The organism is Providencia sp. PROV268 (genome assembly GCF_028477805.1).
Classification (GTDB): domain Bacteria; phylum Pseudomonadota; class Gammaproteobacteria; order Enterobacterales; family Enterobacteriaceae; genus Providencia; species Providencia stuartii.
The window spans coordinates 14,010-27,984 of the sequence record NZ_JAMPLW010000014.1; the positions used below are offsets into that span (position 1 = coordinate 14,010).

General features: G+C 42.3%; 11 protein-coding genes. 3 read left to right on the top strand and 8 right to left on the bottom strand.

The features are described 5' to 3' along the window. The first annotated feature begins 90 nt into the window (after positions 1-90). Together PR699_RS11715 and fabA are read left to right on the top strand one after the other, a co-directional pair. Entirely contained in the window at positions 91-1,827 is a 1,737-nt protein-coding gene (locus PR699_RS11715; RefSeq protein ID WP_014657944.1) for a Lon protease family protein, read from the top strand. 86 nt (positions 1,828-1,913) lie between these two features. Then, on the top strand, positions 1,914-2,432 hold the full coding sequence (gene fabA, locus PR699_RS11720) for a bifunctional 3-hydroxydecanoyl-ACP dehydratase/trans-2-decenoyl-ACP isomerase (RefSeq protein WP_004918201.1): 519 nt from the start codon (positions 1,914-1,916) through the stop codon (positions 2,430-2,432). A gap of 125 nt (positions 2,433-2,557) precedes the next feature. Here fabA and rmf read toward each other — a convergent pair whose 3' ends face one another. The 6 genes from rmf to rlmKL all read right to left on the bottom strand — a co-directional run bounded on the left by rmf (position 2,558) and on the right by rlmKL (position 10,703). Continuing rightward, positions 2,558-2,728, bottom strand: a complete 171-nt coding sequence (gene rmf / locus PR699_RS11725; RefSeq protein ID WP_014657943.1) for a ribosome modulation factor — start codon at positions 2,726-2,728, stop codon at positions 2,558-2,560. A gap of 433 nt (positions 2,729-3,161) precedes the next feature. Next, a complete protein-coding gene (gene pqiC / locus PR699_RS11730; RefSeq protein WP_004918199.1) occupies positions 3,162-3,719 on the bottom strand; it encodes a membrane integrity-associated transporter subunit PqiC in 558 nt (185 codons plus the stop codon). Next, on the bottom strand, positions 3,719-5,368 hold the full coding sequence (pqiB, locus tag PR699_RS11735; protein WP_004918196.1) for an intermembrane transport protein PqiB: 1,650 nt from the start codon (positions 5,366-5,368) through the stop codon (positions 3,719-3,721). Before pqiB ends, pqiC begins: the two co-directional genes overlap by 1 nt. Beyond that, positions 5,365-6,639, bottom strand: a complete 1,275-nt coding sequence (pqiA, locus tag PR699_RS11740) for a membrane integrity-associated transporter subunit PqiA (RefSeq protein ID WP_071599643.1) — start codon at positions 6,637-6,639, stop codon at positions 5,365-5,367. Before pqiA ends, pqiB begins: the two co-directional genes overlap by 4 nt. 35 nt (positions 6,640-6,674) lie before the next feature. Continuing rightward, on the bottom strand, positions 6,675-8,582 hold the full coding sequence (locus tag PR699_RS11745) for an ABC transporter ATP-binding protein (protein WP_004918188.1): 1,908 nt from the start codon (positions 8,580-8,582) through the stop codon (positions 6,675-6,677). A 12-nt stretch (positions 8,583-8,594) separates the two neighbouring features. After that, positions 8,595-10,703 carry a bifunctional 23S rRNA (guanine(2069)-N(7))-methyltransferase RlmK/23S rRNA (guanine(2445)-N(2))-methyltransferase RlmL gene (gene rlmKL, locus PR699_RS11750; protein WP_004918187.1) on the bottom strand — a complete coding sequence of 703 codons (2,109 nt, stop codon included), beginning with the start codon at positions 10,701-10,703 and terminating at the stop codon, positions 8,595-8,597. A 99-nt stretch (positions 10,704-10,802) separates the two neighbouring features. Here rlmKL and PR699_RS11755 point away from each other — a divergent pair, with 99 nt between their 5' ends. After that, positions 10,803-11,918 (top strand): YcbX family protein, encoded by a 1,116-nt coding sequence (locus tag PR699_RS11755; RefSeq protein WP_014657942.1) that lies wholly within the window; start codon positions 10,803-10,805, stop codon positions 11,916-11,918. A gap of 99 nt (positions 11,919-12,017) precedes the next feature. Here PR699_RS11755 and PR699_RS11760 read toward each other — a convergent pair whose 3' ends face one another. Next, positions 12,018-12,563, bottom strand: coding sequence for a cell division protein ZapC (locus PR699_RS11760; RefSeq protein WP_004918182.1), 546 nt, complete (start codon positions 12,561-12,563; stop codon positions 12,018-12,020). Positions 12,564-12,860: 297 nt separating this feature from the next. Further along, positions 12,861-13,871 (bottom strand): quinone-dependent dihydroorotate dehydrogenase, encoded by a 1,011-nt coding sequence (gene pyrD / locus PR699_RS11765; protein ID WP_014657940.1) that lies wholly within the window; start codon positions 13,869-13,871, stop codon positions 12,861-12,863. Between the last annotated feature and the right edge of the window lie 104 nt (positions 13,872-13,975).

Consider the following 13,975-nt stretch of genomic DNA (forward strand, 5'->3'; position numbering starts at 1 on the left):
TATAAAATATCCAAACCAAATTCAGGCATACGCGCCCTGCTCACCGACAGGCATTTTACTTATAATCATATTAATAGCAGAAAAATTATAGTGATCAGTCAAGAACTAACATGGCAAGGCCTAATACCTGACCTAACGCCTTACCAGGCAAACTTTGTTTCTTCAGATACCCTGACTCCTGCTTCTTTGTCAGAAATCCAGCCAAGGCTATTTGATAGCATTGAGCGCTTTATCAAAGAGAATTCACGGACTCGATTTATGTTTATCAAGTCCGACGACAGTGAGCATTATCTAGCAACATTTGCTGAGGCGATCCGCCCTTTACTGACCCCATTTTCGCCCATTAATGGTGATTATCAACCCACTGAAAATAAACTTGCTTTCAAATGGTGTCCTGAAATTGAGGGGCGCTTCTCAAGCCGAGCAAATATTGCCTGTCGCCATTGGATTGAGCCGGAACAACTGTTTGGGTATATCACACCATCATTACATCCAGTGCCGGGTTTATTGCATCACGTTAATGGTGGAGTATTGATATTATCGGCATCATCATTGGTCTCTCAACCCCTGATGTGGCAGCGGCTACAAAATATGATAGCTCGCCGCCAATTCGAATGGTTGCCTTTCTCCGATAATCAACCATTACCGATTGAAATTGAACCTCAGCCACTCGATATCAAGTTAATCATTGTTGGTGACCGGCTTGAGCTTGAAGAGTTTGAGTACACTCACGCAGATCTCTTTGAACATGCTATTTATGGGGAATATGAACCCATAATGTTCTTTGATAATGAAGAACAACTCGCCTTGTGGATGCGCTATATAAAATCAATTATTAATGCTAACCATCTCCCCGAAATCGCACCTGATGGTTGGCCTACGTTTATCACTCAGGCAACACGGTTTTGTGAAGATAAATTTAATCTACCTCTTGATACACAGTGGCTAGCCCGCCGATTGACGGATGCCTCTCACTATCAGTCAGGCAACTTAATGGACGCCAATGCCTTTAATCAGGCTGTGGAAAACCGCCTATGGCGCCATAGTTTCCTGACAGAACGTTCACAAGACGATATTCTGCAAGAACAGGTTTTTATCAAAACCGAAGGCGAAGTGATAGGACAAATCAATGGATTGTCCGTCTTGCATTATCCTGGGCACCCAGAAGCGCTGGGAGAGCCTTCGCGCATTACCTGTGTCGCCCATTTAGGTGATGGGGAATTTGTCGATGTTGAACGGAAAGCCGAGCTTGGCGGCAACATTCATGCTAAAGGCATGATGATCATGCAAGCTTATTTAAATTATGAGCTAAAATTGGAGCAGCCTCAGCCATTCTCAGCCTCGATTGTTTTTGAGCAATCCTATGGTGAAGTTGATGGCGATAGCGCCTCTCTTGCCGAACTTTGTGCGTTAATTAGTGCATTAGCGCTCCAGCCTATCGATCAGCAAATCGCCGTCACCGGTGCTGTCGACCAGTTTGGTTATGTGCAGCCTATAGGTGGTGTAAACGAAAAAATCGAAGGCTTCTATGATATTTGTGCTCAGCGTGGTTTAACAGGGCAACAAGGGGTAATTATCCCAATGGCTAATGTGCGCCATCTCTGTGTCAAAGAGGCTGTTGTCAATGCCGTACAAGAGGGGCAATTCCATATTTGGCCTGTGGAGCATGTTGCTCAAGCGATCACATTACTCACTAAGCAGCCCTATTTTGAGCAGCAAGCTGAAGGTGATAACGTACACCTGTTAGCTTTAATTCAAGAACGCATCAATCAAGCAAATTCACCCGAAAAACCAAAACTTCCATGGTTCCTAAAATGGCTTGGTTGAATAAAAAAATATCAGATCGGAGTTGTTCAGCGTACAAGTGTAAGCTATCCTGTATTCTTAAACTTAATTAAGGCTATCAGAAGAACATGGTTGATAAACGCAGTTCCTATACAAAAAGTGATTTAGAAGCTTCTGGAAGAGGCGAATTATTTGGCGAAAATGGGCCTCCATTACCTTCAGGTAATATGTTGATGATGGATCGTATCATCACCATGACTGAAGATGGTGGTACATTCAATAAAGGCTATGTCGAAGCTGAATTGGATATCAATCCAGACTTATGGTTCTTCGGCTGCCATTTTGTTAATGACCCTGTTATGCCTGGCTGTTTAGGCCTAGATGCCATGTGGCAACTCGTTGGTTTCTACCTCGGGTGGCTCGGCGGGGAAGGCAAAGGTCGTGCTCTTGGTGTTGGTGAAGTAAAATTCACGGGCCAAGTACTTCCAACGGCTAAAAAAGTGACTTACCGTATCAATTTTAAACGTGTTATTAACCGTAAATTGATTATGGGTCTTGCCGATGGTGAAGTACTGGTTGATGGTAAAGTCATTTACGTGGCTAATGACCTAAAAGTGGGTCTATTTAAAGACACTAGTGCTTTCTGATCCCGCACCTAAGCGCTAAAAACTAAAACCTCCGCAATGGCGGAGGTTTAAAATTTGTTTGAAGTGAATTAAAAAACCGTTTATTTAGGTTCTCTAACGAATAAGTTAGGCTTTGTTCTGCCTGATTATGCAGAGAGAATCGCCCTGTCCTCCATGGCTTTACGCCAGCCTCCTAACCAGTGCGATCGTGCATCTACAGATTGATAGGGGCACAATTCTTTGGAACGACCTGCTATACCTGCTTGATAACCTCTTGATAAAGCTCTTTCTAAACGGTCTCGCTTCTGTCTTTTCATGCCTTACTTCCCTCATTGTCTAAAATGGAAAAGAAAACAGCACCTAAGCCCTTCATAGCGTTAAGTTAAGTCACTAGTGGGATTCCGCTCACCGACCCTTTCTTGATACTTAGGGATAGCTTGCCTTGCCACTCACAGACAATTCAAACTATGTAGGGGATCATCTCATTTAGGTACACTATAGAAATACAGCCGACAGATTAGAAAATCAAGTAAAGAATTTCATATAAATGTCATAAATGCTATAAATGTGATTTATATTTTCAAATTATGACAACTCGTTGATTTTAAATAAATTAATATCAATTTTATTATATGTATTTATATTGAAATATTTTATAATTGAATGATATGCAACCAATTTTATAAAAAAATGCACCTTAGCCAATGACGGCGTAAGATGCACTTTATTGATGAAAATAGTGAATATTACTTAAGATTTATTGGCCTCTTTAGCAATCTCACTCGCAACTTGCTGCCATCCATCAGCCAGCGTACGGACTAATTCTGGATAGCCATCTTCTTTTTGTTCAAGCTGTATATCGAAGTTACGACGGATGATCTCTTTGCCACGCGACAAAGTCCAGAACCCTTGAACTAATACCTTGCCATCGTAGCGGCCATTAAAACTTGTTAGCGTAATATCCAATGTGTCCGGCGAATTCTGCAAAGGTTGTAATGAGACTAAACGCCCCGGCAACGCAGAAGACAATTCACTCACCATGGATTGTCCTAACTGTTGTTCTAATGGGCTAGCCCATAAATGGGAGCTAGCATTATTGTAACTGACATCTGACGTTTGGTAAGTAATACCATTTGATGTCAGAACATCCGCCAGCATGATGCGCTGTAACCAAATTTGATTTTGTTGCCCCATCACAACCGCACTTTGTGTTGCCGGCGATTTCACCGGCAATTGGTAATACACTTTTTCAGGGGTGCTGCTACAAGCCGCCAGCATTAAAACAAATATCGATATCAGATATCTCATTATTTTTTCACTCCTTTCGGTACAGGATCCTTAGACGGCTCAGCTTCGAATACCAAGGCATTACTCTTATTATTCAAAGTACGTAACAGTGGCTGGACTTCCCTAAGCACCTGATCTAAACGTTGCATATTATCGACCATCTTATTATATGCAGGTGACCCCGGCTGGAACCCTTGCATCGCACGGTTCATTTCATTCAACGTTTTTTGCAAGTCTTGAGGGAGTTTCTGGAACTCTTTACTTCCCATCACTTTATTTAGCTCAGCGAGCATAACTTGCGCTTCTTTGATCGTTTTTTGCCCTTCAGCCAACGTTTGAGTCGTTTGATTCAGCATAGGCTCAATCGGCATCGCATTGATTTTATCCAGCACAGAAATCACTTTTTGCTGAATTTGCGCTAAGCCACCGCTCGTCGTTGGGATGACTTTATAACCAGCCACCACAGTTGGCCCTTTATATTCAGGCACATTAGGCACAAAGTCGAGATCAACAAACAGTGCCCCTGTTAGCAAGTTCCCAGATTTTAACGATGCACGAAGCCCATCCTTCATCGCTAATTTCAACTCATTTTTCAAGTTAAAATCAGCACCAACATCTTTTGCAAAACGCTCAGGCTCAATATGAATTAATACAGGAATACGGAAATCGTTATCCAGTTTTTGGTCGAGGCCTTTAGTATAGAATGGCACTTGAGCGACCGTTCCTAGGCGAATACCACGGAACTCCACCGGTGCACCAGGCTGTAGTCCACGTACTGAGTCAGAGAAGAACAGAACGAAATCTTGGTATTCAGTATACAGAGAGTTTTGAATACTACTTTGGTTATCAAAGAGTTTAAATTCTGTATTTTCTTTTACACCTTCTCCCGGCGCCCAGCCAGCAGGTACATCAAAGCTTACGCCTCCTGTCAGCAAGGTGGCAATAGAGCCAAGCTCAACATGGATCCCTTGCGATGACATATCAAATGCAATACCACTGTCCTTCCAAAAGCGCACATTCGTACTAATTAACTTATCATAAGGTGCGTTGATGAACAGTTGATAGCGCATATCACGCTTACTCATGTCGAAATTACTGGTTTCAACTGAGCCAACACGGTAACCTCTAAACAGTACAGGGTCGCCTGGATTGAGTTGCCCAGCGCGGTCACTCACCAAGATAACGCGGATCCCTTTCGCATCCGGTGAGGCTAAAGGCGGCGAATCAAGCAGTGTAAACTCGTTATGCTCCTTTTTAGAGTTACCCGGTTGTAATTCGATGAAAACTCCCGAAAGTAATGTGCCTAATCCTGTCACACCTTCACGGCCAATTGTCGGTTTTACGATCCAAAATGCAGAATCCGCACGTAGGAGATCTTTCATATCGCTATTTAAGCGTGCTTTGATAACAACTCGACTGAAGTTGTCATCCAGCGTCACGCTTTCAACAATACCAATATCCACACTACGGCTCTTGATTTTGGTTTTACCCGCTTCAATGCCTTCTGCATTGTAAGTAATTAATGTCACTTCAGGGCCTTGATGGCTGAAGTGATAAAATAGTATCCAAGCACCAATGAGAACAGTAACGATAGGGATCACCCAAACAGGTGACCAACTTTTCAATTTACTGATTTTGGCATTGGCCTGTGGTGTTTCTTGTTCACTCACCCGATGGCTCCTTCTTGTTCAACAACTTTTACCGCACTTTTCTTTTCACAACGATCCCATGTTAATCGAGGGTCGAAAGTCATCGCAGCAAACATCGTTAAAATCACAACGACACCAAAGAAAATAACGCCCTGTGCAGGGACGATACTCATTAATTGCCCCATTTGTACCAATGCGGCCAAAATAGTAATGACAAACACATCGATCATTGACCAACGCCCCACATACTCCACCAATTCATAAATAAAGTGCATTCGATGTGGGTCTCGGTTGCCATAACCTTGAGAGTCAAGACATAACCACGCGATACCTATCATTTTTAACGAGGGCACCATAATACTGGCGATAAAAATAATTAATGCGACAGGATAAGAGCCATCCCCCCACAATAATATCACGCCGTCCATAATCGTTGAGTCCATATCGCTACCCAACATATTGGTCGTCATCACCGGTAAGACATTCGCTGGAATATATAGGAAAAACGAGGTCAATAGCAGCGCAACTGTCCACTGTATACTTTGATGCTTACGTACGCTACCACGAGCGTAACAGCGCGGACATTGGGATTGTTCCGCCGGTAAGATAGCCGTGCACACTAGGCACAGCCTTACGTTTTGGCTGATCCCAGTTCGCCCTACTTCTAATTTATGGGCTAACTTAGGGGCTGCTTCAATTTTGTTCCACATCCAATGCCGGTCAAGGCATTGAAATGCCCTAACTTGCAAGAGGCAAAATAGACAATACGGCAAAAAGCTTAACCCAACACCAATGTCACCATAAGCAATCAGTTTTACAAAGCTAACCAGAACCCCTGCGAGGAAAATTTCCGCCATACACCAAGATTTCATTTGAAATAGGATACGGCTGATCCACACTTTGATTCTTTTTGGAACATACACTTGTAATCCCAATAGTATGATTGTCACCATACAAAAGGCAGGGATGACTAATGAAAATAACAGAAAAAAGAGGGCTAAGCTGCTGTAACGCGTTGTCGAAATAATCTCGATAATTTGAAATATAGAAATTTCATTTTCAATCCCAGCCGCACTCATTTTGACAAATGGAAACATACAAGCGACGAGCAGCATAATTAATGCGCTAAACGCATACGCTGCCGGCTGCTTGTATGGATAGCGCCACTTTGACACCAACACTGTATGACAGCGTGGGCAGGTTGCTTTAGTCCCCTGTTCTAATTCAGGTACCGCAACCAGCATGTCGCATTGTGTGCACAGCACATGTTCATGAGACTCATGAGAGCACAAGGTGATTCGCCCCTTCTTATTTCCTGAACGATAAACTAGCCATTTTTCAGTAGCTCAAGCTCTTGCCAGCGGTCGAACGCCTGCTCTAGCGCTTGTTCCTTTTCAGCTAATGTATTTAATGTTTTTTCGGTTATATCGTGAGGCTGGTTGAAGAAATCAGCATCACCAATCGCCGCTTGAAGTGCTTCAATTTCACCTTCTAGCTGTTCGAGCTTCGATGGTAATTGTTCTAATTCACGTAGTAAATGGTAGCTTATCTTATTATTTCGCTTTGTAGGTTCTTTTACCTTAGGCGATTTATCTTGCTCCGCTATTTTACTTTGTTGTGAATTTTTCAAGCTCACGGTTTGTGCTTTTTGCTGTTGAGCATCAAAATAGCCGCCAGCGTAACGGTTAATCACCCCGTTACCTTCAAAAATCCAACACTCTGTTACGCTATTATCAACAAATTCACGATCATGACTAACCAATAAAACAGTGCCTTGATAGCTATCGACCAACTCTTCAAGCAGTTCTAGTGTTTCGACATCAAGGTCATTGGTCGGTTCATCGAGGATCAATAAGTTGCTTGGCTTTAAAAATAAGCGTGCAAGTAACAAACGATTACGCTCACCACCAGATAATGCTCGTACCGGAGTCATGGCGCGTTTGGGCGGGAACATAAAGTCTTGTAGATAACCGAGTACGTGGCGTGGTTTACCATTGACCATCACCTCTTGCTTCCCTTCTGCAAGGTTATCCATGACCGTCTTATCAGGATCGAGTGCGGCGCGGTGCTGATCAAAATAAGCGACTTCTAATTTAGTTCCACAGTGCACTCTGCCACTATCTGCTTTGAGATCACCCAACATCAATTTGAGCAGGGTTGTTTTACCGCAGCCGTTTGGCCCAACTAAAGCGATTTTGTCTCCACGTAACACTTGCGCACTAAAGTCTTTAACCAGTACTTTATCATTGATTTGGTAATTCACATTTTCCAGTTCAAAGACAATTTTCCCTGAGCGAGACGCTTCCTCAACCTGCATTTTCGCACTTCCCAGCACTTCACGGCGCTGAGAGCGTTCTACGCGCAAGGCCTTGAGTGCACGAACACGCCCTTCATTACGGGTACGTCTCGCTTTAATACCTTGTCTGATCCACGCTTCTTCTTGGGCCAGCTTGCGGTCAAATTCTGCATTTTGCATCTCTTCCACACGCAACGCTTCTTCTTTTGCCACCAAGTAATCATCATAATTGCCCGGCCATGACGACAACTTGCCTCTATCCAGATCAACAATACGTGTTGCCATATTGCGAATAAATGAGCGGTCATGGGAAATAAATACGATACTACCTTGGAAATCTTTCAAAAAGTTTTCTAACCATAAAATAGTTTCGATATCCAAGTGGTTAGTCGGCTCATCAAGAAAGAGGACTTGTGGATTACTCACTAATGCACGACCAAGAGCCGCTTTACGTAGCCAGCCCCCAGACAGTGATGACAGTTGAGTATCCGCTGGCAAATCCAATTTTTTCAAGACATCACTGATACGGGCATCCAATAGCCATAAGTTACGGCTATCTAGTACTTCTTGTAATTCAGCTAATTTATTTAAATTCTTTTCACTCGGATCGGTTTCCACCAATTTAGAAACATGGTGATACTCTTTGAGGTATTCTGCCTGCTCTGCTACGCCTTCGGCAACAAAGTCAAAAATCGTCCCTTCAATATTACGGGGTGGGTCTTGCTGTAAACGAGCAACCACGAGATCTTGTTGGTAAAGCAGTTGCCCATCATCAAGAGGCTGCTCTTTAGTTAGGACGCGCATGAGTGTCGATTTACCCGCACCGTTGCGTCCAACTAAACAGACACGCTCATTTTCTTCGATATGAAGTTCCGTGTTATCCAATAAAGGGGCATCACTAAACGAAAGGTATGCACCCGATAAATTAATTAAAGCCATTGATGTTATCCTTTATGCTGCATGGCGGATCAGCCAGCAGTTATGAATCTGACGATTACGAGCAAAATCTTCTGAACGCGTTTTGGCGGTAATTTCTTCTGCTTGTAGTCCTAACGCATTCAGAGCTTCGATATCCATTTTAAAGCCACGCTTATTGTTAGAGAACATGATAGTACCACCACGACGTAACATGCGTTTTAGGTGAGTGATCAACTGAACATGGTCGCGCTGTACATCAAAAGTACCATCCATTCGCTTTGAGTTTGAGAATGTTGGCGGATCAATAAAGATCAAATCAAATTGTTCTGGGCTATTCGCCAACCAGTTTAAGCAGTCAGCTTGGATCAAGCGATGTTGGCGACCCGTTAAGCCGTTAGCCTGTAAGTTTTTCTCTGCCCACTCAAGATAGGTACGCGACATATCAACTGACGTGGTACTTTTCGCGCCTCCAAGCCCTGCATGAACTGTTGCGGAGCCGGTGTAGCAGAAGAGATTAAGAAAATCTGCACCACGACTCATTTGTCCTAACATGCGTCGAGCAATGCGGTGGTCTAAAAACAGCCCTGTATCAAGATAGTCGGTTAAGTTCACCAGCATCTTAGCGTTGTATTCTTGCACTAAAAAGAAATCCTCTTTTTGTGCTAGCTTTTCATATTGCTGTTTACCTTTCTGACGTTGGCGTGTTTTTAATACCAACTGGTTAGATGACAGCTGCAATACATTCATCGTCGCCGTGATCACATCAAATAAACGTTGGCGCGCTTTGCGTTCATCCACCGTTTTCGGTGGTGCATACTCCTGTACGACCACTTTGTCACGATAAACATCGATAGCCACATTATATTCTGGCAAATCTGCATCATAGATGCGGTAGCAATCAATCCCTTGCTGTTTAGCCCACTTGCTGAGTTTTTTATGGTTCTTACGTAAGCGATTAGCAAAATCAGGAGAGATTTCACCGACCGTTTCCGATGGTGTTTCTGCCAATAAATAATTTTTCTGTACGCAATCCAATGGGCCATTTTTAGCCTTAAATTCACGTTCAGAGCGTAGCTGTAAGCAACTTAACAGCTCAGGAGAGGCACTAAAAATAGATAAACGCCAACCAGGGAAACGCGCCTTCACAATACGGCCTAATTGGCTATGTAAAGCAATCAATGCAGGCTCACTTTCAAGACGTTCGCCATAAGGCGGGTTACTTAAAATGGTTCCCTTAATTCCTGTTTCAACAGGGTTTTCAAGCATAGCAGCATCGCCATGATTGAAACTCACTAATGTTTGAACGCCCGCCCTACGTGCATTAGAGCGCGCCATATCAAGCACTCGTTTATCGATATCAAAACCATAAAAACGCGATGTTGTCTCTTTTAGGCCTTGACGAAAACGCACTTGCGCTTCCGTGATCAGCTCTCGCCATAATGCAGGGTTATATTTTGACCAAGCATAGAACCCCCAGTGTTCACGGTACAAGCCAGGTGCTCTGTCTGCTGCAATCATAGCCGCTTCAATCAATAGTGTGCCGGAGCCACACATAGGATCGACAAGGGGGGTGCCCTGCTGCCAGCCTGAGCGATTGATAATCGCAGCGGCTAACGTCTCTTTTAATGGCGCTTGCCCTGCCAAATCACGATAACCACGGATATGAAGTGCATCACCACTTAAATCAAGCGCTACGCTAGCTTTCTCTTTATTCAAGTAAACATTGATACGAATATCAGGCTGCTGGCGTGCAACATCAGGCCGCTGATCTAATTTACGTACGAAGCAATCGACAATGGCATCTTTAACTTTTAAAGCACCATATTGGCTATTGCGGATCTCTTCGTTTGTACCACTAAAGTGAACTGAAAATGTGTCCTCAACTGAGAATACCTCAGTCCAATCGATAGCTTGTACACCAAGGTATAAATCTAAGTCGCTATAAACATCAAATTCATTCAATGGTAATAAGATACGGGATGCCAGCCTACTCCAGAGTAGACTCTGATACATCACCCGTTCATCAGCCTGAAAATAGACGCCCCCTTGTGCAACTCGGCACTGACTAGCGCCCAGAGCTTCCAATTCCGATTTCAATAGTTCTTCTAGGCCACGAGCTGTGCTGGCAAACAGAGAATTCATAGTATTTTTTACCAATTTGGATGAAAAATTGTTGCGCATTATAGCTAATCTTATGGACTTGTCATAAAGTTGCTCAGCAACAATTATAAGGATTAAATAATGATTACGCTTTCACGCCTTTATACGCACCCAGTCAAATCAATGAGAGGGATACGCCTGTCTCATGCATACGCCGATACCAGTGGGCTAATATTTGATCGCAATTTTATGGTAACAACGCTGGAAGGTAAATTTATCACGGCAAGAAAATACCCTCAGATGTTACTATTTACACCAGCAATGTTAAATCATGGGCTTTATCTCAAAGCACCCGATGGTGAAAGTGTGACGGTATTGTATCAGGACTTTGATGAGAATCAGAGTCCAACTGAAGTCTGGGGCAATCATTTTCATGCACTCATTGCGCCTGAATCAGTCAATACTTGGCTAAGTCGTTATTTTGATGAGCCTGTTCAACTACGCTGGTTAAGTCCTCACTTGTCACGTCACGTCAAAACCATGCCCGATGTGCCTATGTCGTTTGCCGATGGCTACCCCTTCTTATTAATTAATGAAGCTTCGGTACAAGAGCTACAAAGGCGTTGCCCCGCCAGCATTAAGCTCGAGCAATTTCGCGGTAATTTGATTATCACCGGTGCCCAACCTTTCGAAGAAGATACATGGAAAACGATTCAGATTGGCGATGTCGTTTTTAGCTTAGACAGACCATGTAGCCGCTGTATTCTGACGACTGTTAGCCCTGAAAAAGGCATTAAACATCCACACAGCGAACCATTAGCAACCCTACAAACCTTCCGTACCACGGAAAGTGGTGATGTGGATTTCGGGCAAAATGTCGTTATCCATAATACTGGGATTATACGAGTGGGTGATACCGTGACAGTTCTTGAAAAGAAACAACCTAATCAGTATATCCCAAAAGAGCGAGAAACGGATAATAAAGCGAAAAGTCCTTCTACGCCATTAAGTACGGTCACAGTCACTTTTGAAAATCATGATTATGAAGGAAATAACCAAGAAGTGATCCTTGAACAATTGGAATCAAAAGGGATCACTTTACCTTATTCCTGCCGTGCTGGTATTTGTGGTCAATGCAAAATAAAGTTGATTGAAGGGGAAGTCACACCATTAAAACAAAGTGCAATTAAAGCGGATGGTTATATCTTAGCCTGTAGTTGCATTCCCAAAAGTGCCATTAAATTAGCTTTAAGCTAATTTTCTAACACCATCATCTCAATAATAACGATTATTTTATTGATGGTGTTATTGGCGAATATTAAAGAATATCCATATTAATAGATCATGGACGATCAATTAAATGACATTCTCATACAGTAAGCGATTAGACTTGCGTTTATATTGCCTCATGCGATCATTCATGATCTTAATTGGATCACAAAAGCGTAATTTACGATCAGGCAATTCTAATTGTGCCTCCGCTAATAAACACAAACTTGCCGACGTACCAGCCTCAGCAATAATAAATGTCGCTATATGATGGCTATTTTCTAAACACACTTGAATAAGCTGACCTTGCGCAGGTACTTGAATATCGTGAAAAGGAGAAAAATACCAACTTTTCGGCATTTGCGGTTTTAAAAAGCGAAATGCCACTAAACTGTTCAGTACTAATTCAGCCCGTTCTTCATGAGATAGATTTAATTTTTTAGCCTGCTCATCAAATATATAAAACTCCGCAGCATCTTCAATGCTAAAAGGCATTTCATCACGTGCGAATGCTGTCAGCATTTTTGCGGGAAAACATGAGCGAAATATCATGCCGTTGGCGAGATCTAGCATCACCCTATCATGGTCATGATCAAAATACCAACGCCAATGATCATCGGGTTTTATTATCATAAACGATCCCTTAGCGATTTACCGGTATACTCACCATACTTTAAGTTGCCAATTGAGTCGTGCTCAATTACCCTAGCTGTTGCATTATTTTGCTCTAAGGATTTTTTAAACGAATAATTCGCTTACTGCCTAAAAGCAACTCAAATGAGTTAGAGTATAAATATATTTTTAAGATACTAGCTCAAAATAATTCGATCTTAAAAATGCAAAACAAAATGATTTAAAAATAGACAGCCAACTCAATATAGATTAAAAGGGAGCATAAATAAAGCCCCCTTTAGGTAAATTTACAGTTAACTATATATGGTTCACAATATCTTTTATTAATTTTGGCCCATTATATATAAAACCAGAATAAATTTGGATTAATGATGCCCCCGCGTCCATTTTTTCTCTCGCAGCAGTTAATGAGTCTATACCACCCACTCCAATAATAGGTAACTGCCCTTTTAATTCACGAGAAATGATCCGAATAACCTCTGTGCTTTTTAGTTGCACTGGGCGTCCACTTAAACCGCCAGCTTCATTACAATGATTTAAACCTTGAACTAAAGAACGATCTAACGTGGTATTGGTTGCAATCACACCATCAATATTATGTCGAACTAAGCTATCGGTAACTTGGATTATTTCTGCTTCGGTCAGATCCGGTGCAACTTTAACCGCAACAGGAACATATTTTTGATATTTCGATTGTAACTCCAGTTGCTTGGCTTTTATTCCACTTAATAAATCATCCAACGCTTCGCCATATTGCAAAGTGCGTAAACCTGGCGTATTTGGTGATGAAATATTAATAGCAATATAACCGGCATGTGCATAAACTTTATCCATGCAAATTAAATAGTCATCCTTGCCTTGTTCCACTGGGGTGTCTTTATTTTTACCGATATTAATGCCAATAACCCCACCGTAAGTTGATTTTTTGACATTTTCAACAAGGTTATCAACGCCTTTATTGTTGAACCCCATACGATTAATCAGTGCTTCCGCTTCCACTAATCTAAACAATCTAGGCTTATCATTACCTGATTGCGGTCGTGGCGTCACCGTTCCAATCTCAACAAAACCAAAGCCCATTGCTCCAAAAGCATCAATACATTCACCGTCTTTATCTAAACCCGCAGCTAGGCCAAGTGGATTTTTAAAAGACAGTCCCATACATTGAACAGGTTTAGTAGCAACAGATTGGCGGAGAAGGAATTTAAGCGGGGAATTATTTAAACATTGAAGCTGCCGAAACGTCAGTTCATGGGCTTTTTCTGGGTCGAACTGGAATAGAGCCTTGCGGGCAAGGTGATATAACATATCCAATAACCTATTTCTGTCTATACCCACCATATTTTAAGTTGTAAGCACAGCGATAACACTTGCTGCCGACACCTCAAACTATTTTGTGTATAAAGCGATTA

What these genes read in the sequence shown, in the direction of transcription:
- pyrD (WP_014657940.1), bottom strand. Translation starts at nt 13,871, where the DNA reads ATGTTATATCACCTTGCCCGCAAGGCTCTATTCCAGTTCGACCCAGAA.
- PR699_RS11745 (WP_004918188.1), bottom strand. Translation starts at nt 8,582, where the DNA reads ATGGCTTTAATTAATTTATCGGGTGCATACCTTTCGTTTAGTGATGCC.
- PR699_RS11755 (WP_014657942.1), top strand. Translation starts at nt 10,803, where the DNA reads ATGATTACGCTTTCACGCCTTTATACGCACCCAGTCAAATCAATGAGA.
- pqiC (WP_004918199.1), bottom strand. Translation starts at nt 3,719, where the DNA reads ATGAGATATCTGATATCGATATTTGTTTTAATGCTGGCGGCTTGTAGC.
- PR699_RS11760 (WP_004918182.1), bottom strand. Translation starts at nt 12,563, where the DNA reads ATGATAATAAAACCCGATGATCATTGGCGTTGGTATTTTGATCATGAC.
- rmf (WP_014657943.1), bottom strand. Translation starts at nt 2,728, where the DNA reads ATGAAAAGACAGAAGCGAGACCGTTTAGAAAGAGCTTTATCAAGAGGT.
- rlmKL (WP_004918187.1), bottom strand. Translation starts at nt 10,703, where the DNA reads ATGAATTCTCTGTTTGCCAGCACAGCTCGTGGCCTAGAAGAACTATTG.
- fabA (WP_004918201.1), top strand. Translation starts at nt 1,914, where the DNA reads ATGGTTGATAAACGCAGTTCCTATACAAAAAGTGATTTAGAAGCTTCT.